Source organism: Parabacteroides sp. KHUB-02 (assembly GCF_056640955.1).
The window spans coordinates 3,051,144-3,077,712 of record NZ_JBWQEV010000001.1 but is presented as its reverse complement, the minus strand read 5'-3'; the positions used below and the strand labels follow the sequence as shown (position 1 = coordinate 3,077,712).

At 47.2% G+C, this 26,569-nt stretch carries 21 protein-coding genes; 13 read left to right on the top strand and 8 right to left on the bottom strand.

The features are described from left to right. Window positions 1-7: 7 nt before the first annotated feature. Window positions 8-2,329, bottom strand: a complete 2,322-nt coding sequence (locus ACYIA1_RS13565; RefSeq protein ID WP_480335517.1) for a glycoside hydrolase family 20 protein — start codon at window positions 2,327-2,329, stop codon at window positions 8-10. An 86-nt stretch (window positions 2,330-2,415) separates the two neighbouring features. Further along, on the bottom strand, window positions 2,416-3,261 hold the full coding sequence (locus ACYIA1_RS13560; protein ID WP_250788116.1) for an MBL fold metallo-hydrolase: 846 nt from the start codon (window positions 3,259-3,261) through the stop codon (window positions 2,416-2,418). A 201-nt stretch (window positions 3,262-3,462) separates the two neighbouring features. Here ACYIA1_RS13560 and ACYIA1_RS13555 point away from each other — a divergent pair, with 201 nt between their 5' ends. From ACYIA1_RS13555 to ACYIA1_RS13510, 10 genes are all read left to right on the top strand, one after another. After that, on the top strand, window positions 3,463-6,498 hold the full coding sequence (locus ACYIA1_RS13555; RefSeq protein WP_217788580.1) for a SusC/RagA family TonB-linked outer membrane protein: 3,036 nt from the start codon (window positions 3,463-3,465) through the stop codon (window positions 6,496-6,498). Between the two features lie 15 nt (window positions 6,499-6,513). Continuing rightward, complete coding sequence (locus tag ACYIA1_RS13550) at window positions 6,514-8,211, top strand: RagB/SusD family nutrient uptake outer membrane protein (RefSeq protein ID WP_217788579.1); 1,698 nt, start codon at window positions 6,514-6,516, stop codon at window positions 8,209-8,211. Window positions 8,212-8,446: 235 nt separating this feature from the next. Then, entirely contained in the window at window positions 8,447-10,015 is a 1,569-nt protein-coding gene (locus ACYIA1_RS13545) for an ATP-binding protein (RefSeq protein ID WP_480335514.1), read from the top strand. A 15-nt stretch (window positions 10,016-10,030) separates the two neighbouring features. Then, on the top strand, window positions 10,031-11,803 hold the full coding sequence (locus ACYIA1_RS13540) for a DUF6057 family protein (RefSeq protein WP_048927959.1): 1,773 nt from the start codon (window positions 10,031-10,033) through the stop codon (window positions 11,801-11,803). Beyond that, the gene (locus ACYIA1_RS13535) at window positions 11,803-13,272 is read left to right on the top strand and encodes a TolB family protein (RefSeq protein ID WP_008780707.1); all 1,470 of its coding nucleotides are present in this window, start codon (window positions 11,803-11,805) and stop codon (window positions 13,270-13,272) included. Before ACYIA1_RS13540 ends, ACYIA1_RS13535 begins: the two co-directional genes overlap by 1 nt. 63 nt (window positions 13,273-13,335) lie before the next feature. Further along, complete coding sequence (locus ACYIA1_RS13530) at window positions 13,336-14,262, top strand: Mur ligase domain-containing protein (RefSeq protein ID WP_005861318.1); 927 nt, start codon at window positions 13,336-13,338, stop codon at window positions 14,260-14,262. Beyond that, window positions 14,259-14,807: a DUF4924 family protein gene (locus tag ACYIA1_RS13525; protein WP_005861320.1), complete on the top strand. Its 549-nt coding sequence runs from the start codon at window positions 14,259-14,261 to the stop codon at window positions 14,805-14,807. The genes ACYIA1_RS13530 and ACYIA1_RS13525 overlap by 4 nt, the downstream gene beginning before the upstream one ends. Before the next feature lie 14 nt (window positions 14,808-14,821). Beyond that, window positions 14,822-15,685, top strand: coding sequence for a dTDP-4-dehydrorhamnose reductase (gene rfbD, locus ACYIA1_RS13520; RefSeq protein ID WP_009018324.1), 864 nt, complete (start codon window positions 14,822-14,824; stop codon window positions 15,683-15,685). Window positions 15,686-15,714: 29 nt separating this feature from the next. Further along, entirely contained in the window at window positions 15,715-17,295 is a 1,581-nt protein-coding gene (locus ACYIA1_RS13515) for a peptide chain release factor 3 (protein WP_005866938.1), read from the top strand. Window position 17,296: 1 nt separating this feature from the next. Beyond that, window positions 17,297-18,304, top strand: coding sequence for an FAD:protein FMN transferase (locus ACYIA1_RS13510; RefSeq protein WP_480335510.1), 1,008 nt, complete (start codon window positions 17,297-17,299; stop codon window positions 18,302-18,304). A gap of 131 nt (window positions 18,305-18,435) precedes the next feature. On the opposite strand, the gene ACYIA1_RS13505 is transcribed toward ACYIA1_RS13510, so the two are convergent. From ACYIA1_RS13505 to ACYIA1_RS13485, 5 genes are all read right to left on the bottom strand, one after another. Next, the gene (locus ACYIA1_RS13505; protein WP_005866942.1) at window positions 18,436-19,128 is read right to left on the bottom strand and encodes a YjjG family noncanonical pyrimidine nucleotidase; all 693 of its coding nucleotides are present in this window, start codon (window positions 19,126-19,128) and stop codon (window positions 18,436-18,438) included. Beyond that, window positions 19,128-20,000, bottom strand: coding sequence for a Cbp1 family collagen-binding glycoprotein adhesin (locus ACYIA1_RS13500; RefSeq protein ID WP_005861330.1), 873 nt, complete (start codon window positions 19,998-20,000; stop codon window positions 19,128-19,130). The genes ACYIA1_RS13505 and ACYIA1_RS13500 overlap by 1 nt, the downstream gene beginning before the upstream one ends. Window positions 20,001-20,019: 19 nt before the next feature. Beyond that, window positions 20,020-20,724, bottom strand: a complete 705-nt coding sequence (gene rsmI, locus ACYIA1_RS13495) for a 16S rRNA (cytidine(1402)-2'-O)-methyltransferase (RefSeq protein ID WP_005861332.1) — start codon at window positions 20,722-20,724, stop codon at window positions 20,020-20,022. Window positions 20,725-20,733: 9 nt separating this feature from the next. After that, window positions 20,734-21,429 carry a hypothetical protein gene (locus tag ACYIA1_RS13490; protein WP_347172685.1) on the bottom strand — a complete coding sequence of 232 codons (696 nt, stop codon included), beginning with the start codon at window positions 21,427-21,429 and terminating at the stop codon, window positions 20,734-20,736. A 109-nt stretch (window positions 21,430-21,538) separates the two neighbouring features. Then, complete coding sequence (locus ACYIA1_RS13485) at window positions 21,539-22,954, bottom strand: ATP-dependent DNA helicase (RefSeq protein ID WP_005861336.1); 1,416 nt, start codon at window positions 22,952-22,954, stop codon at window positions 21,539-21,541. A gap of 93 nt (window positions 22,955-23,047) precedes the next feature. Here ACYIA1_RS13485 and ACYIA1_RS13480 point away from each other — a divergent pair, with 93 nt between their 5' ends. Genes ACYIA1_RS13480 through ACYIA1_RS13470 form a run of 3 tightly spaced genes read left to right on the top strand, consistent with a single transcriptional unit; the run spans window position 23,048 to window position 25,068 of the window. Next, a complete protein-coding gene (locus tag ACYIA1_RS13480) occupies window positions 23,048-23,683 on the top strand; it encodes a hypothetical protein (protein ID WP_005861338.1) in 636 nt (211 codons plus the stop codon). Between the two features lie 12 nt (window positions 23,684-23,695). Beyond that, a complete protein-coding gene (locus ACYIA1_RS13475; protein ID WP_009018318.1) occupies window positions 23,696-24,520 on the top strand; it encodes a DUF3822 family protein in 825 nt (274 codons plus the stop codon). Beyond that, window positions 24,511-25,068 (top strand): RsmD family RNA methyltransferase, encoded by a 558-nt coding sequence (locus ACYIA1_RS13470; RefSeq protein WP_005861342.1) that lies wholly within the window; start codon window positions 24,511-24,513, stop codon window positions 25,066-25,068. The genes ACYIA1_RS13475 and ACYIA1_RS13470 overlap by 10 nt, the downstream gene beginning before the upstream one ends. On the opposite strand, the gene cls is transcribed toward ACYIA1_RS13470, so the two are convergent. Further along, a complete protein-coding gene (gene cls, locus ACYIA1_RS13465; protein WP_005866953.1) occupies window positions 25,040-26,476 on the bottom strand; it encodes a cardiolipin synthase in 1,437 nt (478 codons plus the stop codon). The two genes, ACYIA1_RS13470 and cls, sit on opposite strands and share 29 nt — an antisense overlap. Between the last annotated feature and the right edge of the window lie 93 nt (window positions 26,477-26,569).

Genomic DNA, 26,569 nt, shown 5'->3' with positions numbered 1-26,569 from the left:
CATTATCTTATAAGATTTCTATCTCATCTACGAACAAGAATGCGGGGCTTCCGGCACCACCGTGCCATTTTGGTAGTTTGCTGCTGTTGATGATAACCTCGACATGGCGAGCCTTTACCGGGGCGAAGGATATCTCTTGGGGATATAATCCGTCCTTGTCGTTTTGGGTCAGCCCCGGGATTTTCTTGGATGCTACTTCCTTGAAATTCTTGCCATCGTCGGATACCTTTACGGTTACGGCGGAGGCTCCCATGATCCAATCGCCTTTTACCACATTCGTATTGAAAGATACCTTTTGGATTTCGGTTGATTCCTTTAGATCGATCGTGGCGTCAAGGTCTTTTCCTTGGAAACCCAGCCAATGGCCGGTCTTGTAATTGCTTCCTCCACGTAAGCCGTCTACCAATACCTGTGCCCCGTTGAAAACGTATCCTTTGCTGGGTTGCTCTTTCAAGGTGATGGGCTTCATCGTCGCTTTATTGAAGAAGATATCTTCTGAGAAGATGCGGCTCGTACCGTTCGGACGGACAACGATCGCCTTGAATTCGCAATCTTGGTTGATCTGTACCGGGCCTTCATACTTGACGCTGGCGATCGTAGGATCGCTACCATCTACCGTATAATAGATATCTCCTTCACCCAACTTCGTCAAGGCTATGTCGAGTGTTCCGTTCTCCGTATTGGTGGTCAGGGAGGCGTTAATATCGAAGATATGCTTTCCGTAATTATATCCCAAGCGATCGTAAAGTTGTGTCATGCGGGCCGCACGGGGCAGGAACGTCTGATAATCTTTCTTGGACGGATCGCTCCACTGGATATCGGCTACGGCGTCGATACGGGGCATGATCATGTATTCTACCTGTGAGAAGGTCGGGATATATTCCGTCCAGAGGTTGGCTTGCGCCCCGATCACGTACTTCTGGTCTTCAGGAGAGATACCGGCTGTCGGCTCAAAAGAATATACTTTCTCTAACGGCAAGTAACCACCGATAGCATCGGGCTCAAGATCCGTATCCGCTGATTGATAGTAATCCATATATACATATGTATTCGGTGTCATGACCACGTTATGCTTTTGCTTGGCGGCCTCGATACCTCCATCCATGCCTCTCCAGCTCATTACCGTGGCATTCGGGGCCAAGCCTCCTTCTAGGATCTCGTCCCAGCCGATGATATGGCGTCCTTTGCTCTCCACGAATTTCTCCATGCGGGAGATCACGTAGCTTTGCAAATATTCCTCGGCGGAATGCTTCTTATCTCCCTTGATACCTTCCGCCTTGATGCGAGCTTGGCATTTCGGGCATTTCTCCCAACGTACCTTCGGGCACTCATCACCACCTACATGGATATATTCGGACGGGAAAAGATCGATGACCTCGCTCAATACGTCTTCTAGGAATTGCATGGATTTCTCGTTTCCGGCGCAGATCACGTCGTCGGCTACTCCCCATTGACCCCATACGTCATAAGGGCCCCCGGTGCATCCCAGTTCCGGGTAAGTAGCCAAGGCTGCCAATTGATGTCCCGGCATATCGATTTCCGGGATGATCGTGATATGGCGTTCGGCGGCGTAGTTGATGACATCGCGGATCTGGTCTTGCGTGTAGAAGCCCCCGTATTCCTTTCCGTCGTACGTACCGGAGTTATGCCCGATCACGGTCTCCTTGCGTTTTGATCCTACCTGTGTCAATTCCGGATATTTCTTGATCTCGATACGCCAACCTTGGTCGTCGGACAGATGCCAGTGGAACGTATTTTGGTTGTGCAAGGCAAGGATATCGAGATACGTCTTTACCGAATCCACCGGGAAGAAATGGCGGCTGACGTCCAGCATCATGCCCCTATAGGCAAAACGGGGGTAATCGTTGATGGTTGCCGCGGGTAATTCCACGTTCATCCCCTGGGCCGTGGCCGGGATCGATTTGCGTAATGTCTGGATACCATAGAATACGCCGGCATCCGTGCTTCCCGCGATCCGTATCCCGTTATCGCTGACGCTCAGTTGGTATCCTTCCGGATTTTGGATGCTTTGGTCGATGACGAGGCTGATCCCCTTACCGGGCTGGCCGGTAGCGGTCGCTAATTCATAGCCCGTGATTTCCTGGATATAAGAAGCGAGGAACCGGGCGTTCCTCTTCATCTTGTCATTGCCCTCCGGATAAGATATCTTCGTGGATGGACTCAGGACGAAGGGGGCTCCGTTCGTCAATGTTACTTCTTGTGGCAAAGGCACTACTCCGTAATCTCCTTTTACGGCCTTACCACCGGAGCAAGCGATCATTCCCGCGCAAAATGCCAGGACGAGCGCTAGTTTGCTTAGGCTGTTCATGTGTTTAGAGTTTAGAATGTAAAACAATAATTGATTCAGTATCACCGCCCAAAGATAAAAAGAATTAGCCGTTTTATCTAATGCTTTTACATTTTTGTCTTCTTAAGGGGTATTTCCTTGTCTTTTTTGTAATAGGTATTCACGCGTTTTACGGTCGTGCAGCGGATGTAAGCGTCGTGGCAATAAATGATCGCTTGCCCTTCCCTGGCGGCTTCCTCCAGCATGCGCAGTTTCTCGTTATAAGAAGTGACCGGATAGGTGTCGTAAGCCGAGATCCATTCCGGAGATACGCTGGCCACAAGGGGGATAACATCCCCGGCAAAGACAAAGGTCCGGTCCTCCGTATGGATATAGGGAACAATTTGTCCCGGAGTATGCCCATCGTACAGGCGTAGCTCTATAGTGGGGCAAATCGATGTGTCGGAATCTAGCAGCCGTAAGGAATTAGCATCCGCGACGGCTTGCATATTCTCGATGAAATAGGAATCTCTCTCCAAAGCGTTCGGATGAAGGAAATTCTCCCATTGCTTGCGGCTAACCCAGTGGTTCGCGTTTGGGAATGAGAGAAATAAATGTCCGGTAGATTCATCCTTTTGCGTGGTATAACCGCAATGATCGAAATGGAGATGGGTGAGGACAACATCCGTGATTTCCTCCGGTTGAATTCCCCGGTTTCGTAGTTCCGTGCCGAGGTCTACCAAGTTGAAGAAGCGGTAATAACTTAGTTGTTTTAAGTGTTTATTTCCCGCTCCGTTATCTACTAGGACGATGCGTCCGTCATCTGTTTTTATGACAAGGCTACGCATGGCGAGCACGCAACCATTTGTCTCGTCGCTCGGATAGCGACGGCTCCAAGCGCTTTTAGGAATGGCCCCGAACATGGCGCCTCCGTCGGCGTAGAAGTAGCCGGTATCGATGATTTGTAGTTTCATGGTTTCTGCATTCTTTCTTTGGGGGAGTAAAGGTATGTTTTTTATCATACTCAATAGTATAATAAATGTAAAAACGGCTGGTCTAAACGATGGTTTAAGCTAGTCATTTTCAGTGAAAACACTAAGAATATTATATAAAGGAGAAATATCACGTGTTTGATTTTTTTTGTTAATCTCAATTAATAATAAACCATTAAGAAAATGGAGAAAAGTAGTAAGACATGCAAGCAATTATGCTTAGGCTTGCTCAAGCCAAGCGTTATGTTGCTTACCACGGGATTCCTGTCTATGGCTTTTAGCCCGGCCTTGGCCTCGGTTGAGCCGACGGTCGGCCACGGGCTGAAGATGGAATCGGTAACCCAGAAAGGTAAGACAGTCACGGTTAAGGTTTCAGATTCTATGGGTGAGTTGATCGGCGCGAACGTGCTGGTCAAGGGAACGACCATTGGTAACGTTACGGACATGAGCGGAGTAGTCGTATTGCAAGACGTGCCCGTAGGAGCCATCCTCGAGGTGTCTTATATCGGCTACCTCACGAAAGAGGTGCCGGTAGGCAGCGGCAGCCTTATCAACGTGACCCTGGAGGAAGACTCGCAGAAGCTGGACGAGGTAGTCGTAGTGGGTTACGGTACGATGGAGAAGAAACAGGTGACGAGTGCCGTTACCTCTATCAAGGCGGACGACTTGATGGTCGGTGTGAGTGGTTCGGATATCTCTACCGCCTTGCAAGGTAAGATCGGCGGTTTGGTGATGAACAACTTGGGTAGTGCCAACGCTACCACCACCTTCCAGCTGCGCGGTATGACATCCATCAACTCCGGTAAGTCTCCGCTGATCGTCATCGACGGTTTCCCCGGCGGCGATATCCGCTCGCTTACGCAAGAGGATATCAAGTCTATCGACGTGCTGAAGGACGGTTCCGCCGGAGCTATCTACGGTACACGCGCCGCTTCCGGCGTGATCTTGATCACCACGAAGAGCGGCTCCAACACCGACGGCAAGGTGAAGCTAACCTATAGCACCGAGTTTTCCAAGAAGCAGAACTACAACGCCCCCGAGATGCTGAGCGGACGGGAGTACGCGCAGCACAATATCGGTACCGATTACGGCTCGGACGTGGACTGGTGGGACGAGATGATCAATCACGACAACTTCTCGCAGAAGCACCACCTGGCCCTCGAGCTGGGTACGGAGAAGGCGCAGGTATATACCTCTTTCTTCTACGAGAAAAACGAGGGTATCGCCATCAACGATAGCCGTCAGGACTACGGTGGACGTATCAACGCCAACTTCAAGCTCTTCGACGACTGGTTGGAGGTGCGCCCCTCCGTGGATTACCGCCAGGCTGCCCGCAACAATAACTTCCCGAACTTCCAGCAGGCCATGCGTAACAACCCCACGCGCTCGCCGTACGACGCGGACAGCGAGACGGGATACAACGTCTGGACCAACGAGTCGCTGGATTACAACGTGGTGGCCGACTCTTACTTGCGCGACTATTACGGCCTCGACAAGTGGTTCAAGCCGGAGGTTACCTTGAAGCTGAACGTGAAGCCCGTGTCCGGCCTCTCCTTCCAACAGGTGTTGGGCTATGAGAACCGCCAGTGGGAGAACCATACGTATAACCCGAGCACGCACCGCGACGAGATCGAGAACTCCCGCAAGGGAACCGCTTACCTGGGCTTCAGCAAGACGGAGAACATCACCTCCGAGGGCTATTTCACTTACCTGAAAGAGTTCAAGGGCGGTCATAACATCAACGCGACGGCCGGTTACTCCTATTTCGAGCGGAACGGCGAGGGCTTCAACATGACCAACTATAACTTCTCCGTAGACGGTATCAAGTATTGGGACATGAACCAGGGCTCTTACCTGCGCGACGGAAAGGCGGCCATGAGCTCCAGCAAGGACATCTCCGAGAAGCTCTTCTCCGTGTTCGGTCGTGTGAACTACTCTTACAATGACAAGTACATGGCCTCGGCATCCATCCGCCACGAGGGATCCTCGAAGTTCGCCGCCGATAACCGCTGGGCTAACTTCTGGTCTGTGACAGCCGGTTGGCGTATCTCCAACGAGGAGTTCATGAAGGAGATCGACTGGATCCAGGACTTGAAGGTACGTTTCGGTTATGGTGTGACGGGTAACAATGATTTCGACGCTTCCTATATGGCCAACCTGCTGGGTTCCGACACAAACTGGATGTTGCCCAACGGCGTATGGGCCTATTCCTACGGAAAGACACAGAACGTGAACGCCAACCTCGGTTGGGAGCAGAAGAAAGAATGGGACTTGGGTGTGGACTACTCCTTCTTCGACGGACGGCTGTACGGTAAGTTCGACTACTATCGCCGTAAGATCGATAACCTGCTCTATAGCGTGAAGGTGCCGCAGCCGCCTTACACGATCGGCTCGCAATACCAGAACATCGGCTCGATGGAGAGCAAGGGATGGGAGTTCGAGGTAGGCGGCGATATCATCCGCACGAAGGACTTCACTTGGACCTCCAGCATCAACATGAGCCATAACACAGGCAAGATCCTTACGTTGTGGGGCAACAATACCTACTACAACGGCAACGGTTTCGTGGCTCCGGGTACGCCGGGCGACGCCGCCCGCATGGAAGAGGGATCCACGATCGGCTCCTTCTACCTGTGGAAGTTCGCCGGATTCGACGACGACGGCAACTTCTTGCTCTACAACAAGGACGGCGAGGTGATCCCCGCGTCCGACAAGAGCGAGAACGACAAGCAGTATATGGGCAACTACACGCCTAAATTGATCTTGGCATGGAACAATACCTTGTCTTACAAGAACTTCGACCTGGGTATCAACATGCGTAGCTGGATCGACTTCGATGTGTACAACACGATCAACATGTATTACGGCATCCAAGGCCGCGGTAATACGAACGTGCTGAAAGACGCTTACGGCAAGTTCAGCCATATCAAGGGCGAGAAGCAGATCTGCGACTACTACCTGGAGGACGGTACCTTCTTGAAGATCGACGCGATCACGCTGGGATATACGCTCCCTATGAAGAAGTACACGAAGAACTTGGTGGATCGTATCCGTATCTACGCCACGGTGGGTAACGTATGCACGATCACCGGTTATAGCGGTATGAATCCGGAGGTAGATATCGCCGGTTGGGATAAGGGTACGGAGAAGTTTTGGGATACGGACTATTTCTATCCGTTGACGCGTACATATACGCTAGGCTTGCAGTTTAATTTCTAAATCAGTTGTCTAAAAATGAAAAATATATTTAAATCACTATTGATGGGTGTGGCTTGCCTCGCGGCGGCTACCTCTTGTAACGTGGATCCCGAGTTCTACTCGCAGGTCGTACCGGAAACGTTCTATAGTTCGCAGGACGCTGTCTGGCAACGTTTCAATCGTTCTTTCACGCACTGGCGTTGGTATGTGGGACAAGATGATCCCCGCTGGGCCTTGCAGGAGTTGGGCACGGACGAGTATGTGCTGCCGACACGCGGAAGCGACTGGTTCGACGGTGCTAACTACCAGAAGTTCCATCACCATGAGTATACGGAGGATATGACGCGTATCGAGACTGGATGGACTAACTTCGCCATGGGCGTGGCATTGGCCTGGGACGCGGTGGAAGACCTGAACGAGGTGGATTTCGACAAGCTGGGCTTCGAGCCGGGTACGAAGGAATCCATGATCGCCCAGCAGACTGCCCTGGCGGCTTCCCTTTACCTGGATGGCTTGGACTTCTTCGGAGGCGTGGCCTTGTACACGACGACCAAGAGCGAGGTGAGAGGACGCTCTACCGACGTGGAGACGTTCCACTTCATCGACTCCTTGCTGGACGTGGCTATCCCTAACCTGCCGATCAAGACGGAGATGGGCAAGATGGAGACCGGCTCTATCAACCGCGCGGCTGCCGCTATGACGAAGGCCCGCCTGTATTTCAACGCGAAGTCTTATATCGGCAAGGAGATGTACGCCGAGGCGGCACAGATCTGCCAGGATATTCTGGATGGCAAGTATGGCGCGTACGAGCTGGATGCCGACTGGACTACCACGTTCGGCTTCAGCAACGAGTTCAGCCATGAGATCATCTGGTCCGTTCCTTCCCAGAACTCCCAGACGGAGACGGATGGCGGCTATTGGACATGGCAGGTGCCTTACAACTATAAGAACTACTTGGGTGGATTGGAAGGTTCCGGATCTAATAACGGTATCGGTCTGACCCCGGGCCTGGATCCGACCGGCAAGCCTTATACGTATAAGTTGGGTAGCCCTTACCGGAAGTTCCACGACAAGGATATCCGTAAGCAACCGTATGTGTACGAGGGTAACGGTAAGTATCGCGGTATGTTTATCGTGGGCAAGTTGGTGAATCCGTTGAATCCGGACTGGGTTTGTACGGGTAGCCGCGAGTATGCCGACCAGCCGCTTACGGTGGTAGACCAGGTGGCCTACTTCGCGAAGGTAGGTACGGAATATGCCTCCGTGGCCGATCTGCCTTCTACGATCGCTACGGCCGAGGAGAACTCTTGCGTGCGCTTGATGAAGCGTTGCCCGCGCCCGAACCAGGAGGAGTATAAGCTGAAGGGTAATCCGGACGTGCCGGTGATCCGTTTGGCGGAGGTGTATTATACCTTGGCGGAGTGTAAGATGCGTGCGGGTGATAAGCAGGGTGCGGCTAACTTGATCAATACGGTGCGCAAGCGTTACTTCCCCGAGGGAGACCCGGATCCGGTGACCGCTTCCAACTTGGACAAGTATCGTATGCTGGACGAGTGGATGATGGAGTTCTTGGGCGAGGGCCGTCGCCGTACGGACTTGGTACGTTGGGATGCTTACGTCACCGAGGACTGGTGGGATCATAAGGCCACCAACAATAAGAACCTGAACCGTTTCCCGATCCACTACAGCTTGATCGGAGCCAATAACTTATTGGAGCAGAACCCGGGATATTAATTGTTCGTAGGGTTTGATACTACGGTAAGCCCTTGGTGAGCCGTGGTCTGATAATAGGAAATCAGTCCTGACTTGGTGCGATGATTCTCTCATCGTGTCCGAGTCGGGACTGGTTGTTTTATGCCCCCTTGAAAAAGTGTCTTAAGTTCGAGTATTGAAATCATACAGACTTATTTTGTACAGGTAAAAAGGAATATCTATCTTTGTTCATGGTAAGTATATCTAAACGATCGTTATGAGTCAGACAATTTATCCTATCGGCATACAGAACTTCGAGAAGATCCGTAAAGACGGTTATCTCTATATTGATAAGACAGCTTTGATTTATCAGTTGGCTAAGACCGGAAGTTACTATTTCTTGAGTCGTCCGCGGCGTTTCGGCAAGAGTCTCTTGCTATCTACGTTGGAGGCCTATTTCCAAGGGAAGAGGGAGCTGTTCGAGGGGTTGGCGATGGAACGGTTGGAGAAAGACTGGGAGGTATATCCGATCTTGCATTTGGACTTGAATGCTCGTCATTATAAAGATACTGCCGCTCTGACTAGTATCTTGAATGAGTTCTTGGAGAAATGGGAGGCTTTATATGGAACGGAGAAACAGGATCGTGCCTTGGAGGAACGTTTCAGTTATGTGATAGAACAGGCTTACCGCCAGACCGGGCATCGCGTGGTGATATTGATTGACGAGTACGACAAGCCTTTGCTGCAAAACCTGCACGATGAAAAGACGCAAACGCAATTGCGGAATATGTTGAAGCCTTTCTACGGCGTGTTAAAGACGATGGATAGAGCCATTCGTTTCGCTTTGTTGACAGGGGTGACGAAGTTTGGTAAGGTAAGCGTGTTCAGCGATTTGAATAACCTTATGGATATCTCGATGGACAATCGCTACGTCGAGATATGTGGCATCACGGAGAAAGAGATACATGCCTACCTAGAAGAGGAGTTGAAGGAGCTGGCTGAGACACAGGAACTGGATTATGAGGAAACCAGCCAGAAACTCAAGGAGCGCTATGACGGATACCATTTTACCGCCAAGTCTGCGGGAATATACAATCCCTTTAGCCTATTGAATACCTTCGCCAAGATGGAGTTCGGAGATTATTGGTTCGAGACCGGTACGCCCTCTTACCTCGTTGAATTACTCAAGCATACCCATTACGACCTTTACGAGATGGCGAACACGGAGACTGATGCGGATGTGTTGAACAGTATCGATGCTGCCTCGAAAAATCCCGTTCCCGTAATCTACCAGAGTGGTTACTTGACGATCAAGGATTACGATCCTGAATTTGGTATCTACCGGCTAGGTTTCCCGAACCGGGAAGTGGAAGAGGGTTTCGTGAAATATCTCCTTCCATTTTACACGAGTGTTAGTGCCCCCAAGACCCCTTTCGAGATCGGGCAATTCGTACGAGAGATACGCTCCGGTGATTACGATGCGTTCTTCCGCCGTTTACAAAGCTTCTTCGCTGATACACCCTATGAGGTGATCGCCGGCCAGAAGCCGGAGCGTGATACGGAGTTGCATTACCGGAACGTGCTTTTTATCGTATTTAAGTTGGTTGGACTTTATACGCAGGTGGAATATCATACCTCACAAGGGCGTATTGATCTCGTTCTGAAGACCGATCGCTATATCTACGTGATGGAATTCAAGCTGAACGGCACCGCCGAGGAGGCGTTGCGCCAGATAGAGGAGAGACAGTATGCGCTTCCCTTTGCGAGTGATCCACGGCAAGTTTTTAAGATCGGCGTGAACTTCTCCTCTGTGACCCGTAACATCGAGCGATGGTTGGTGGAATAATAATCTATTAAGTATATGAACTGGAAACAAACGCTTTTCTGGTCTTTTTCGACAGCTGCTATTTTTTATTATTTCCTGCTTTTTGGCGTGTTTGTGTTTGTCGGTCAGGAGGAGATGCAATTGTTTATACCTGAGTGGTGGTATATCCGGGAGTTCCTTTTTCAGCCGGGAGGATTTTGCGCTGTCGCCGGGCAATGGATCATTCAATACTACCGGCAGCCTATGTCGGCGGTGGTTCTCCATACGGTTTTACTCGTTGGTTGCGGGTTTATGGTCTATAGGATCTTGCGTTGTTTTTCTGACAAGACCTACCTGCTGTTCCTTTCTTTATTGCCGGTCCTGTATCTGGTTAAGATGAGTATTCATGGGGAGTATTTGGTGGACGGGACGGTTGGCGTGGTTTTGATGCTTTTAGCTTTGTCGGTCTCGCTAAAGGTGCGGCGGGCGGGTTCTATTGCCGGATACGGAATTGCCTCTACACTTTTTTTATGTGGGCTGACCGGGCTTCTTTCGGTCTGTTACGCTTTCTTATATACGCTGTTAGCCTTACTCCGCTACAAAACGTCGCGGCAAAGATTGGCCGCCGCTGCCTGCTTGATCCCAGCGCTTTTTATCTATTTGTTTAGCGGATGGTTAGGGATTCCTGTACCTTTGTCTGATGGATGGATGCCGGAAGCCTATCTGGAGATACAGCGATTACCTCATTATTATATGTATCGTGTATGGACTTTCTTTACCCTTTCGATTGTCGGTGTTGCTTTATTTGCTCGCTTTGTTCCGGTGATTGGCGAGAAGAGTAAATGGATGGATCGGGTAGCCCTTGTTGTTTGTCTGATCACGGCGCTGGTATCCATCCGGTTTTGCCTGCCGGAACCTTGGCATGCGCAACGCATGATGCTTGACGAGCTCTCTTTCTTAGCCCGGGAGAGGCAATGGGACGCCATTATTGATAAGTACCGGGGAAAGCAGATCTATAATTATGTTAGCTTAAACTATTTGAATATGTCGTTGGCCCATAAGGGAGAATTGGCCGACCGGATGTTTACTTTCGATCAGAAAGGAACGAAAAGCTTATGTGCCGATTGGAATCAGACCTTTTACATGGATCGTTTATTGAGCGATGTTCATTTTCTTGTTGGCGATGTCTCTTTGTCTGAAAGCTTTGCGATGGACGGATTTACGCAAGCCAAACGTAAAGGGAGTGCCCGCATGATGCAACGTTTCGTGCAAGTTTGTCTGATTAGGGGTGAGGTGGCGCTGGCCAAGAAATATTTGGACTTGCTTGCCGCTATGCCATTCTATAAAGATTGGGCTTGCCGTTATGCTATCTATCTGGTACATCCGGAATTAATGGATAAAGATCCGGAGTTGAGTGACAAATATATGCCTGTTGAGAAAAGAGATCGACTGAGTTTGTCCGTACCTGTCGATTCCTTATGGAGTGGATACAATCTTCCGGATCATCGGATCGGTTGGGAATACCGGGGATGTTATTATTTGTTGGGTAAGAAGCTGGATGCATTTGGCCGATTCTTGGAAGAGACACCTTTCATGAAGGGGGAACCGATACCCCGGCATTTCCAAGAAGCCGGATTGTTGTTGGCGGACAAAGACAGTATATCGCTTTCCTCCTATTCCATACAGCCGGAGATCGTAGATCGATACCGGGAATTCAAGCAGGTTTTGGGACGATCTGCCAACCAAGTGGATGTGTCCTCGATGTATCGACAATTTGGAGATACCTATTGGTATTATTACTATTTCAAGATCTTTAAAGGAGAAGAATAATGAAGCGATTATCTATCTGTTGGATTATAGGTTGTCTTTTGGGACTTGTGGCTTGTAGACCGGAAGTTCCTGCGCAAGCGGAACAAGGAGAAACTGACGTGTTTCCGGATTACAGGGAAGTTACTGTACCGGTCAATATGGCCCCTCCCAATTTCAAGTTGGTTAATCAACAGCTACAGGGGATAACTCGGTTGAAAACTATGAATAGGGAGTTGATAATCGCAGCCGATCATGGTGTTTTCAACCTGCCGGAAACGGATTGGAAGGTCTTATCGCAGGACGCACAAGGAAAACAAATAGATGTGACGGTTTATTTTCGAGAACCTCAAAGTGATTGGAAACAAATGAGTTTCCCTATCTATGTGTCAAGAGATTCCGTTGACGCTTATTTGGTGTATCGCCGTATTTTTCCCGGATATCGGATGTGGAACGAGATGGGGATTTATAAACGATGTGTTGAAAACTATGTTGAAAAGTCTATTCTTGATAACCAATCGACAAATAATAGTTGTATGAACTGCCATGCCTTTTGTGAGCGACAAGGGGAACAAATGCTTTTTCATCAGCGGGGTTCTCATAATGGGACTTACTTGATTGATCATCGGCAGGTAAAGAAGATTGCGTTGGAACGGGACGGTAAGCCGGCTTCGTTCGTTTATCCGTATTGGCATCCATCCGGCCGGTATGTCGCTTTTTCTACCAATGAGACCCACCAAGACTTCCATCTTTCCGATGAGAATCGGATTGAGGTATATGACGTGGAATCGGACGTGCTGATCTATGACACGGAGAAGGAGAGGGTATTCAGTTCGCCATTATTGGCTTCCATGGCGTGTTATGAGACTTTTCCCACTTTTACTCCGGATGGTAACTATCTGCTGTTCTGTTCGGCGGATTCTGTCTGTATGCCGGAAAATTATCGGGATGTCCGGTATAACCTGCTACGAGTCGCTTTTGATCCGGAAGACGGTTCGATTGGAACCCAAGTGGATACCTTATATAATGCGAGGGAAGCGGGCCGGAGTGTTAAGTTCCCGAGAGTCTCCCCGGATGGGAAGCGGCTACTTTATACGGTGTCCGATTATGGCAATTTCTCTATTTGGCATAAGGATGCGGATTTGTATATGCTGGATCTGTCTACCGGGGCAATCGATTCTTTGCCGGAAGTGAATAGCCCGGATGTAGAGAGCTATCATTCTTGGAGCGGCAATAGTCGTTGGTTTGTCTTTTCCAGCCGCCGGGACGATGGGCTTTTCACACGCCCGTATTTGGTACATGTGAATGAGCGGGGGCAGTGCGGTAAACCTTTCTTGTTACCGCAAGCGTCTCCGGATTATTATGAATGCTCCCTGTTCTCGTTTAATGTTCCGGAATTTATACATACTCCGGTTATAATCTCGAAGGAAAGGCTGGTCGAGGCTTCACGAAAAGAAGACACTACGACCATTAAACATATCGAGGGCATCTAATTTTTCACTTCTTTGTGCCGAAGGTATTTATAAAAGTCGTACTTTTGCGCTAAAATCAAAACGATGCGAAAAGTTCATTTGATCTCCGTAACCGAACCTTTGGTTTTAGATCTAGCCCTAGCACTTCGAGAAAAAGGATATGAGGTAAGCGCTTCCGGTTGTGGTCTGACTGAAGAGATGATAGGAAGACTTCATAACGCGGGCTGTACCTGTTATGGGGATGGGTGGTTTCCGGAGAAATTAATAAAAGATATTCACTCGGTGGTTTTGGGTGCTAAAGTAAAGCAAGATAACCCGGAATTATTGCGTGCGAAGGAATTGGGGATGTTAATCCAATCCATTCCGGAATTTATATTTCAACGGACTCGGTCGAAAACTCGGGTTGTTGTGGCGGGTAGTCGTGGAAAGAAGACAATTATTTCCATGATGGTCTGTGCGTTGCGTCGGCAAAAGTTGGCGTTCGACTATGCGTTGACTAGCAAGGTGGACTCGCTTCCGAATCGGGTACATTTGAGTTATGAGGCACGTATCGCTTTGATCGAAGGAGATGAGCATATCACCTCTGCCTTGGACAAGCGTTTCCAATTGGAATTCTATCGTCCGCATATCGCCATCCTGACGAATTTATCTTGGTCTACCGAGACGGATCATGCGACTCCGGAGGCCTATTTATCCACTTATCAGTCTTTCTCCGTTTCTATTGAGCGGGAAGGGAAATTGATTTATTTTGGAGGTGATGATACTGTCAGTCAGTTGGCAGGGGACGTCCGGAGCGATATCACCGCTATCCCTTTTGAGGAACATCCGGTCGTGGAGAAAGACGGGCAGACTTTTTTGCATACTCGCTACGGAGACTATCCGGTACGGATTCCCAATCGCTATTTCTTGATCAATCTGAATGCTGCACGTTTGGCTTGCCGGCAGTTAGGCGTTAAAGACGCGGATTTTTATCAAGCGTTATCGGAATATAGTTTATCTTTGCCGATATGATAATAGCTAGACAAAAAAGAAAAGAGAATATCGCTGAATATCTGCTTTATATGTGGCAGGTTGAGGACTTGATCCGGGCGAATAAGTTCGATATGGATTCGATCAACCGCACGGTGATCGCCCATTACGACCAGCCCGAGGAGGTGAAGAAGGAAATCGCTCAATGGTACGAGGAATTGATCGAGATGATGCGTAGCGAAGGGGTGATGGAGAAAGGTCATATCCAATTGAACAAGAATGTGATTATTACTTTGACCGATTTGCATCTCCGTCTTTTGAAATCTCCGAAAGAGATGGTTTATAGCGCGGCTTATTATAAGACGCTTCCTTATATCGTACAGCTCCGGGCTAAATCGGGTGGAGAGGATCTGCCGGAGTTGGAAACTTGTTTCGCCGCCGTATATGGCTATCTGCTTTTGCGTATGCAAGGGAAAGAGGTGAGTGCGGAGACGTTAGAGGGTATTAAACAAATCAGCTCCTTCTTGGCGTTGCTCGCCGAGAAATATCGGGAAGATATGAAAGGGGAACTTAAACTAGAGGATTAATAATAGATATAGACATGAAGACAGTTTTGGTAACCGGAGCGAACGGTCAATTGGGAAGTTCTATCCACGCTCGTATCAGCCAGTATCCCGGCTATAATTTTCTTTTTACGGATATAGATACGTTGGATATTTGCGACAAGGAGGCCGTCCGGAAATATGTCTTGGAAAATGATGTTCAATATGTCATGAATTGCGCCGCTTATACGGCGGTGGATAAAGCGGAGGAGCATGAGGATTTGTGTATGCGCATCAACCGGGATGCGGTACGGAACTTAGGTGAGGCCGCTCATGCCGTAGGTGCGAAGGTGATTCATGTATCTACCGATTATGTGTTCGATGGAACGAGTTGCCGTCCTTATCTGGAAAGCGATGCGACTTGTCCTGTTTCCGTATATGGACATACGAAACTGGCGGGAGAGCAGGCCTTGATGGAGGTGTGTCCGGATTCCGTGATTATCCGTACGGCTTGGTTGTATTCCGAGTATGGAAACAATTTTATGAAGACGGTATTGCGTTTGGGAAAGGAGCGGGATGAGTTGCGTTTCATATTCGATCAAGTGGGTACGCCTACTTATGCCGGAGATTTAGCGGTCGCTATGCTTACCGTGCTGGAACGTGCCGAGGCGGGTAAATTTATACCGGGTATCTATCATTTCTCGGACGAGGGGGTGTGTAGCTGGTATGATTTTACGGTAAAGATCTTGCAAATAGCAGGTATGAATAACCGGGTGATACCCATAGAGACCAAGGATTATCCGACACCGGCCAGCCGGCCGCATTATAGCGTATTGAATAAAGGTAAGATAAAAAGCTCGTACGGACTGACGATTCCCCATTGGGAGACTAGCTTGGCCTACTGCATGAATAACAAAGTGTAACTGATAACAATATATACATATAAAATAGAATGAGCCAGTATTCAGAAGAGATTGAAAGAAGAAGAACGTTTGCCATAATCAGCCACCCGGATGCCGGTAAGACTACGCTTACCGAGAAATTATTGTTATTTGGTGGCGCTATCCATGTAGCGGGAGCGGTGAAGTCTAATAAAATCAAGAAGACTGCCACGTCCGACTGGATGGAGATTGAGAAGCAACGCGGTATCTCCGTAGCTACCTCCGTAATGGCTTTTGATTATTCCGATCATAAGATTAATATCTTGGATACACCGGGCCACCAAGATTTCGCCGAGGATACGTTCCGTACCTTGACGGCGGTGGATAGCGTTATTATCGTAATCGATATCGCCAAGGGAGTAGAGGCGCAGACTCGTAAGTTGATGGAGGTTTGCCGTATGCGTAAGACTCCGGTGATCGTTTTTGTCAACAAGATGGACCGTGATGGTAAAGATCCTTTTGATTTGCTGGATGAGATAGAAGAAGAATTACAGATAAAGGTACGCCCATTGAGCTGGCCGATCGATATGGGACAACGTTTCCGGGGCGTATACAATATTTTTGAGCAGAAACTGAACCTATATACCCCGAGTAAGCAATATGTGACGGAGAATGTGGAATTCAAGGATATCACTAGTCCGGATCTCGAGACTTATATTGATCCTACGCAAGCTGCGAAGCTTCGTGAGGATATAGAGTTGATAGAGGGGGTTTATCCCGAATTTGATGTGAATACGTATTTGGATGGGGATATCGCTCCGGTATTCTTTGGCTCCGCTCTGAATAACTTCGGTGTGAAAGAGCTATTGGATTGCTTTATTCGTATCGCTCCCTCGCCACGTCCGATCCATGCGGTAGAGCGTGTGGTAGACCCGAATGAGGATAATTTCACCGGCTTCATTTTCAAGATCCATGCGAATATGGACCCGAACCATCGCAGTTGTATCGCTTTTGTGAAGATTTGTTCCGGTCGTTTTGAGCGTAACGCGAACTATAAGCATGTACGCTTCGGTAAGATGATGCGTTTCAGTAGCCCGACGGCTTTCATGGCTCAGAAGAAAGAAGTGGTGGATGAGGCGTTCGCGGGTGATATTATCGGTTTGCCGGATACCGGGAACTTTAAGATCGGGGATACGTTGACTTCCGGAGAGGAATTGCATTTCAAGGGATTGCCGAGCTTCTCGCCCGAGATGTTCAAATATATAGAGAACGCCGATCCGATGAAGGCAAAGCAATTGAACAAAGGTATCGAGCAATTGATGGACGAGGGTGTCGCCCAGTTGTTTACCAATCAATTCAATGGCCGGAAGATTATCGGTACCGTGGGACAATTGCAGTTTGAGGTTATTCAATACCGCCTGTTGCATGAGTATGCCGCTCAATGTAAATGGGAGCCGATCAGCCTATATAAGGCTTGCTGGATCGAGAGTGATAACCAAGAGGCATTGGAGAATTTCAAGAAACGTAAGGCGCAATATATGGCGTTGGATAAGGAAGGCCGTGATGTTTATTTAGCGGATTCCAGCTATGTATTGATGATGGCCCAACAGGATTTTCCGGATATTAAGTTCCATTTTACATCAGAGTTCTAATATGAAAAGTCAATTCTCCATTCTTTGTTTACTTGTTAATATCTTGTTGATAAGTTGTGAACAGGCTCCCCAATACTATGAGGTATCCGGAAGGCTTCATACACCTTATCATATTAAGTTTGAGCATACTAAACCATTGGATAAGGAGATTGACGAGCAGTTGAAATATTTCTACCACCTGTTTAATGCTTTTGATTCTACTTCGGTAATCAGTCAGGTGAACCAGAACCGTGACATACGAGTAGATACGCTCTTCCAAAAAGTCTTTAAGAAGGCACTGGAAGTATCTGCCGAGACAAATGGGGCCTACGACGTGACTTGCGCCCCGTTGATCAACCTTTGGGGGTTTGGCTTCAGTCGGAAGGATAGCGTAACGCCTGCCCATATCGACAGTGTCCGTCAGTTTATCGGTTCTCAGAAAGTTCGTTTAGAAGGGGATCGCATCGTGAAGGACGATCCTCGCTTGATGATGAACTTTTCTTCTTTGGCGGATGGAACGGTTTGCGATATGATAGCCCAAATGCTGGAGAAGAAAGGGGTCCGTAATTATTTGGTGGAGTTTGGTGGCGAGATGCGTGTGAAAGGCGTGAATCCCTCGGGCATGGATTGGCGCTTAGGGATCACGAAGCCTACGGATGACGCTGCCGGCATGAATCAAGAACTCGAGCAGATCGTTAGCTTCCCTAAACCGTTAGGAATGGCTACATCAGGTAATTACCGTAATTTTTATATAAAGGATGGACGTAAATACGCCCATACGATCGACCCTCGTGAAGGTTGCCCTGTACAGCGGGATATCCTTAGCGCTACGATCGTCGCTCCGGATGCCATGACCGCTGATGCGTATGCTACCGCGTTTATGGTCTTAGGTTCGGAGGAGGCTAAGTCCTTATGCGCTAAAGTGCCGGGTCTTGAATATTTTATTATTTGTTCCGATTCGATAGGAGACGGGTATCATCCGGAATACTCTGAGGGCTTTCGTCAATATCTGGTGACTGCCGATAAGTAATCGATTTATTTATAAGCTGTTAAGATGTTGTTCTTAGAATAGGCATTGTAAGATCTTTATGATGCCCATTCTAAGGAGCTTATAATGCCCATCGTAAGCATGCTATAATGGGCATTGTAAGAAAGGTCTGTTTATAGGATGGATTTGATCTCTTCCAGAGAGCGGACTGTATGGGTCGGGGTGAATCCATCGGCAGGTAATCCTTCCGGATTCAACCATATCTGGTCGATCTTGGATTGGTAAGCCCCAATGATATCAGCTTCCCAGCTATCCCCGATCATTAAGCTCTCGGATCGGCGTGAGTTCGTGTTCTTTAAGGCGAAGTCGAAAATACCTTTATGGGGTTTTTGTATATTAGCGTCCTCGGACAGGATCATCCGTTCGAAATAAGGAGCCAAGCCTGCGTTGCTAAGTTTCTTGAATTGTACCTCACGGAATCCATTGGATAAAATAAATAACCGATAGGAAGGGCGGAGATATTCCAGTAATTCAATGGCTCCAGGCACTAATCGGGTTTTGGTGGTCGTGCGTTGCAAGAAATCATTATTTACCGATAAGACGGTTTTCTTATCCTCTATTCCTAACGGACGAAGTACGTAGAGAAATCGATCCAAGATTAAGGTTTGCCGGTCTATTTCCCCCGAACGGTACTTGGCCCATAAGTCTAGATTATGAGGCATATAAATATCGAAGAAAGCCTCGAAGGAGGCATAATACCGATTAAAGTGGTAATCGGTATATAGCTCTTCAAGGCATTCTTTATTGTTATGGTACGTATCCCAAAGGGTATCGTCCAAATCGATAAATATACTTTTATAAATCATTATCCAACTTCGATCACTAAATACTTGCCTAGGCTCCAGAAAGCCTTCTCGTCATTTATTTTCAAGGTCAAGTTTCCGTCTTCATCCTCTACGAACTCATAAGATCCTTCCGGATGATTGGATTTTAGTTTAGCCTTGCTTGCGAACAAAGGAATTTCTTTTACCTCACGGATATCGATAGAGATGAAATAATCCTTGTTGAAACCACTCTGCAATACTTTAGATTTAGAGAACAGGCCACCACCGGATAAGATCTTCTGTTCCTTCAATTCCTTGGAAGTACCGAAACAGTAGTAAGCCGTATGAAGGGCTTTATCTTGAGCGTTCAATTTCTCGGATTGAGCGGCTGCGGTAGTAGCCAGACTTTCCACATCCTCATTCAAGGAACTTACCATCTCGTCCAATTCTTGGATACGTACGTTCTTCTTTGCCAAATCCTCTTGCAAAGCGACAATCATCGTTGCCTTTTGATCCAGCTCGGAGGAAAGACGATCGATCGTCTTTCGTAATGCGGAAGATTGAATACCGCTTTTCTTCAATTTCTCCTCCAACTGGCTGATTTGCTCCTTGTTCTTCTTCAAGGTCTCGCTGATCAATTGCATGTTCTGCTTGATTTGATCTCTGCGTGACTGATTTAGCTCACCGCCGGTTTGTTGTTGGATTGTCAAATAATTCTCGGCATCACGTATAGATTGAAAATCAGATTCAATATCATTTAGGGTGGAGAGCATATCATTAAGCTCATCCGTGTTCTTCGTATTCTCGATACGTAGAGAATCGTTCTCAGCCTTTAGTTTCTTGTAATCCGCTGAATTTTGGCCACAAGAGGCCAGCATGGCTGTGCAGACACATACTAATAATACTTTCTTCATGTTCTTTTTGCTTGTTAAGTTAAACATCTTTTTCTGTCTCTTTGTCCTTTTTATCTTTTAAGCCTGCTAATACAATAACAATCTCACCCCTTGGTTCGTTCACGGTAAAATGCTGAATTACTTCTTCTAAGGAGCCTCGTACGGTTTCCTCGTGTAATTTGGAGATTTCCCGGGATACTGATACTTGGCGGTCCGTACCGAAAAACTCGGCGAATTGCGTCAAGGTCTTGAGCAGACGGAAAGGTGATTCATAAAAAATAATAGTCCGGTATTCCAAAGCCAATTCTTTTAGCCGGGTCTGCCTTCCTTTCTTTTGAGGGAGAAACCCCTCGAAACAGAACTTCTCATTGGGTAATCCGGACGCTACCAAGGCGGGCACGAAAGCCGTAGCTCCGGGCAGGCACTCTACGTCTACCCCTTGGCGAACACATTCCCTCACCAACATGAATCCCGGATCGGAGATGGCCGGCGTACCGGCATCGGAAACAAGGGCGATATTTTCGCCTCCCTTGATACGGGCCGCGATTTGCTCCACCGTCTTATGTTCATTGAACTTGTGGTGGGACTGCATCTTGTTCTGTATCTCGAAATGTTTCAGCAAGATGCCGGTCGTACGGGTATCCTCCGCTAAAATAAGATCTGCTTCTTTTAGCACACGGATCGCCCGGAATGTCATATCTTCCAAGTTACCAACAGGGGTTGGGACTACAGTCAATTTTGCCATATCGTATATTTATGAGAAGCGTTTTTCCAATAGCTTGATGAAATCGGCTACGGAAGCGTCTTCTATATTCCAGTTCAACACCTTGTTCAGATAAGTGACCGATTCCTCGTACGAGCAAAGATCGTTCAGGTCTGAGATCGCCTTATTCATTTTCTCCTCATTTCCTCCGAATAATTCCCTTCTGAAGCGGAAACGATCATTTAAACTGAATGCCTTACGGAAATCAGAAAGATTCTTTTTCTCCAATATATCATTCAGTGAAATACTGGATTTATCCGCTAATATAGTTTTATGTGGAATCTCTATCTCTTTCAAGGGGATTGTCTCTTGTACGATCTTTTCTTCTGGGATCACTTTTTCGACAATTGGTTCTACTACGATAGGTTCCTCAACGACCGGTTCTTGTACCTGTACGACCTCGATCGTAGGGGATACTTCCGGAGCCGGTTGCACCTCCGGCATCTGTAAAGGTTTACTTACGGGAATAGAATCGATAAGTCGTTGATGTTCTTCCATTTGTTTACGCAAAGCCTCTAACTGAAACTCCTCCAGCGTATGAAGCTCCTTCAATACCTTGTGGGTCAACTGGAAGGTCTGGTTGAAGAAAGAGGCGGGATAAATTTCCGCGTCCCTCATTCCGGCTACCAACTTCTCCAGCTCCCTGATATCGATCAATAGATAATCTATTTTTTCCTTGTTTGCCATTTCTATATGTTTTTCAGATGCTATAAATCATCCGGACATACGTATGTTTTGCAACAAAAATAAGTATTTCTTGTCAATGTTGCCAGTTTCGATCTTAAAATATTGTAAATCATTCGACGAACTCGTCCGGTAAATTCACCAGATATAGGTGATGGGTCGCCCGGGTAAAAGCCGTGTAGAGCCACCTATAGAAATCCTCACCAAGCATTTCCTCCGTGATGTAACCGATATCGAGAAAGACGTTCATCCATTGGCCGCCTTGGGCTTTATGGCAGGTTACCGCATAAGCGTATTTTACTTGGACGACGTTGTAATGAGGATCTACCTTCATCTTTTTCATTTTTCCCGCCTTGGTAGGAATGTCCTCGTAATCTTCCAATATGGTGTAAAAGAGCTTGTCGTTTAGCTCCTTAGGGAGGGCGGGGGAGTCGGTCTGTAAAGTATCCAATAGGATTTTCAAATCGATTTCCAGATCATAATCTTGAAAACGAGCCGTGATGTCGGCAAAGCGGAAGCCATACATCTCCGTGACACGGCGTACCCGCATGACTTGAATGATCTCTCCGTTCGCTATAAAGTCCATCTCCTTACAATTCGCTGTCCAATAATAATTGTTCTTCGCTACCATTAAACGATCGCCGGACGATAGCTCTTCTTCCCTGTATAGGATACGGTTACGTATGCCGTTATTATAAATCGTTGCTCGTTTATTCGAGCGGGAGATAATCATTGTCTCTTCCATACCGTCGCGGCTATAGGCGGAAGATATTTCCTCAATTAGCTCATCTCCATTGACTTTCGTGAAATCGGAGAAGCCTTTTAATTGTAATTTCGGAAAGATCTCGACCGTGTGGTTTCGTAGTGCGTCTCGTAGCCGGGTAGCGTTGAACAGGATTCCCGAGTCCTCGCTTTGGCGTACGACTTGAGTTAACGCTATCTCCCAAACCTGTAGGTTGTAACCCCGTAATATCTCAGGATTCAAGGCGGGACTCTCCGTTTGCATTACTGGAGGAAGCTGTGCGACATCTCCCATTAGGATAAGACGGCAGTTTTCCCCGGAATAGACATACTGGATTAAATCGTCCAATAGGCGTCCGGAACCAAAAACAAATGAATCCAACCCCTCGTTGGCGATCATAGAAGCCTCGTCGACGATAAAAAGTGTATCTTTATGTAAATTATCTGCCGGCATGAAGCCCGTCGGCTCATTGGAAAACGCCCGTTGACGATATATTTTTTTATGAATTGTATACGCTTTTTGGCCAGCGTAGCCCGAGAAAACTTTGGCTGCTCGTCCGGTTGGAGCCAACAAAAACGTTTTTTGCTTTAGTTCGTTAAGCGTTTTCACCAAAGCCCCGACCAGAGAGGTTTTTCCGGTTCCTGCGTAGCCTTTCATCAGTAGAAGGCTGTCCGGTTCCTCAGACAAGAGAAATTCGGTAAGCGTATGAAGCGCTAAAAACTGATCATCCGTCGGTTTATAGGGGAAATTTCGTTCGATTTGCTGGCTTATGTAACTATTTATCATTTTGATCGCAATAATTTTCGCGATAAAGGTAGTGTATTAAATATTCTTTTTTAAATTTGCCGAACGAAATAAATTCAAAAAACAATACAAACCATGAAAGTTACATTAAAGATTTTATTAGCTGCCGCAGTTGTACTGCTAGTTTACATGTGCTACAAGAGCGTCACTGGTCCGATTGAGTATGATGATCAGAAGACTATTCGTGACAATGCGATTATCGCCCGTTTGATTGAAATCCGTAAGGCTCAGATCGAATACAAGAACATGTATAAGACTCATGCCGGAAGTTTCGACGATTTGGAGAAATTCTTGAATACGGATAAGTTGCCGTTCTTGATCAAGGAAGGTGTATTGACGGATGAGCAGTTGGAGAAAGGTATGACAGAAGCAGAGGCTGTTAAGAAAGGTTTAATCAGACGTGATACCATGTGGGTATTGGCGAAAGATACTTTGCTGGGTAAGAACTATGATGTAGCGGCTATGCGTTATGTTCCGGCCGTTCCGGGTGAAAAGATTACTTTCAAGATGGATACGGCTACGTTGAAATCAGGTTCTGGTTATGAGATCAAAGTATTCGCTTGTGAGGTTCCTTACAAAGAATATTTGCGTGACATGGATGCTCAGTTGACTTATAACTTGATCGACAAGGCAGAGAAACAAGGTAAGTTCCCGGGATTGCGCGTAGGTTCTTTGGAAGAAATTAATAACAACGCAGGTAACTGGGAATAATCAGCAGCTCATATGACTATCAGCATTCCTGATACGTTAACTACTGATAATTCGGAAAAGTATATAGTGTCCATCCGGCTTCGGTCGGGTGGACTTTCTTTTTCCGGGTATGATCCCTCGGCTGGAGGAAGTTTCTTTTATCGGGAAACGGAATTCGATCGGGCGGTCTCTTTCATTTCTTCCCTTAAGGAGTTTTTCTTCGCTCATGAGTTTCTTACGTGGACTTATAAACGGATTAACGTGATCTGTGTATCTCCGGAATATAGCTTGGTCCCTGATAATTATTGGGGGGACGGTAAGGAAGGGCGTTTATTGGATTTCAGCTTTTCTACACTGGAATTGCATTGCTTAACCGATACTTTAAAGGAACAACAGGCTAAGTTGGTGTTTGGTGTAGACGAGGAGGTTTACGAATTTTGCTCCCGTTCTCTTTTGCATCCTTTTTTCTCCCACTACATGACTTCTCCGCTAACGCTATGGACAAAAGAAAGTAGTGCTAGCTTACCCCGGCAAATGTATGTCGTGATAGAACGAAAGCGGATGGATGTGGCCTGCTATGCTCAAGGGAAACTCTTATTTGTGAACTCTTACCCGATCGACCAATCGGACGATATAGTATACTATATATTATATGTATGGAAACAGGCGGGATTGAACCAAGAAAAGGACCAGTTGCTTTTAGCGGGGGAATCTTCCTCGCGAATGCGGGTTCTGGAGCGATTGCGAGCCTATTTACGCCATGTTAAGCCGGTGGAGATCCCTTCGGAAGCCTATTTGTTGGGAACGGATGTAACGAAAGCCCCTATGGATTTAATATCTTTATTAATATGCGAATAATAAGCGGTATATACGGTCGTCGGCGTTTTGACGTGCCCTCTTCGTTTAGCGCACGTCCTACGACGGATTTTGCGAAAGAGAATATTTTTAACGTAGTAAATAATTTGGTGGATCTGGAAGGCATGGATGCGTTGGATCTTTTTGCCGGAACCGGAAGTATCTCTTTTGAGTTGATCTCACGAGGATGCCGGAATGTAACCGCCATAGAGAAAAATAACGCTCATGCCTCTTTTATAGCCAAGGTAGCGAAAGAGCTGAAGACGGATGCGTTGGCTCTGATTCGTGGGGATGTTTTCCGTTATTTGAATTCAGCCCCTAAGCAAAGTTTCGATTTCATCTTTGCCGATCCCCCGTATGCCTTGCCGGAGTTGCCGGAAATACCCGCCTTGGTTTTCGAGCGTGATTTACTAAGGGATGGAGGGATATTCATCATGGAACATCCTAAGACCAATGACTTCTCATCTTTGCCTTATTTTTATCAGCACCGGGTGTATGGCTCCGTGAACTTTAGCATCTTCCTTAAAGAAGGGGAGAAAACAGACGCATAAATGATTCCGCCATGCGTTGCTTGAGGGGGCGCTTTAACCAGCGGGAAGGGATCAAACGCTCACAGTGATGCATGTCGTGTGTAAAGATGCGTTTCATTTGCAGGGCGAATTCCTTTTGATATACGAAAGCGTTAATCTCGAAGTTATGCTCAAAGCTACGGAAGTCCATATTGGCGGACCCGATGCTTGTCAATGCGTCGTCGGACACGACTAGCTTGGAATGCAAGAAGCCCGGTTTGTAGAGGTATACTTTTACGCCGGCCTTTACCATCTCGTCGATAAAGGAATGACTGGCCATATTCGCTGAACGTGTATCGGAACGCTTAGGCAGCATCAAACGAACATCCACTCCCCCTAAGGCGGCGGTTTGCAACGCTTGGTTCAATCCTTCGGTAGGCAGGAAATAAGGGGTTTGTATAAAGATATACTTCTTGGCGTTGGCGATCATGAAAATGGTCGCTTGCAACAAAGTTCTCCATTGACCTACCGGACCGCTAGTGGCGATTTGCATAATATTATCGCTATAGATTTGGGCGGCCGGATAGTAAATCCGATCGTTCAAGAGCTTTTTACTAACCACGTACCAATCGATGAGGAATACGGATTGAAGCCCGTGCACTCCTTTCCCTACGAATTTGAAATGCGTATCCCTCCATGTGCCCCAAGAGGTTCCCTTATCGTATCGGTCGGCTATATTCATGCCTCCCATAAACCCGACTTTACCGTCTATCACGATAATCTTGCGGTGGTTCCGGTAATTCACCTTACTGGTGAAAACGGGGAACGCTACCCTCAAGAACGCATATACCTCGATACCCGCTTCCTTCATTTCCTTAAAGAAGCCGTCTTTTACATTCCAGCAACCCACATCATCATAAAGTACACGTACCTTCACACCTTCTTTTACTTTCTTGATAAGGAGTTGTTGCACCTGTTTTCCTATCTCGTCATCACAGAATATATAATATTGTATATGGATATGGTGGGTCGCTTTCTGGATCTCTTCCAGCAAGTCTTTGAACTTATCGGTACCATTCGTATAAATCGTGATTTGTGTTCCGTATAGGAGGGAGGATTGGTTGGTGTTAGTCAACAAGGTCGATAAAGGTTTATAGGGGTCCGGAACTACGCAGGCGTCTTGAGGTAATTTACCCTCTTGCGGCCTTTTCATGATGCGTTTATAGGTACGCCTCGATATGATCCGTTGTTTCCGGTTATCTTGTCCAAAGAAGAAATAGAAAAGCAGTCCGATACCGGGTGCTAATAATAAGACGATTACCCAAGGAATTGTCTTTAACGGATTCCTATTCTCTGTAATGATAACTAATACCAGTCCTAATATAGTGACGCTATACAATATGATAAATATCGTACCAACGATTAACTGTATATGAATGGCTGCTAACATGAAACTCTCTCTTTGCTATAATCTGCTATAATTTGCTAAGATAAGAATGCTTTCCGAGAATAGCAAATTTCCGTATTCTTTTTGGGCTGTATA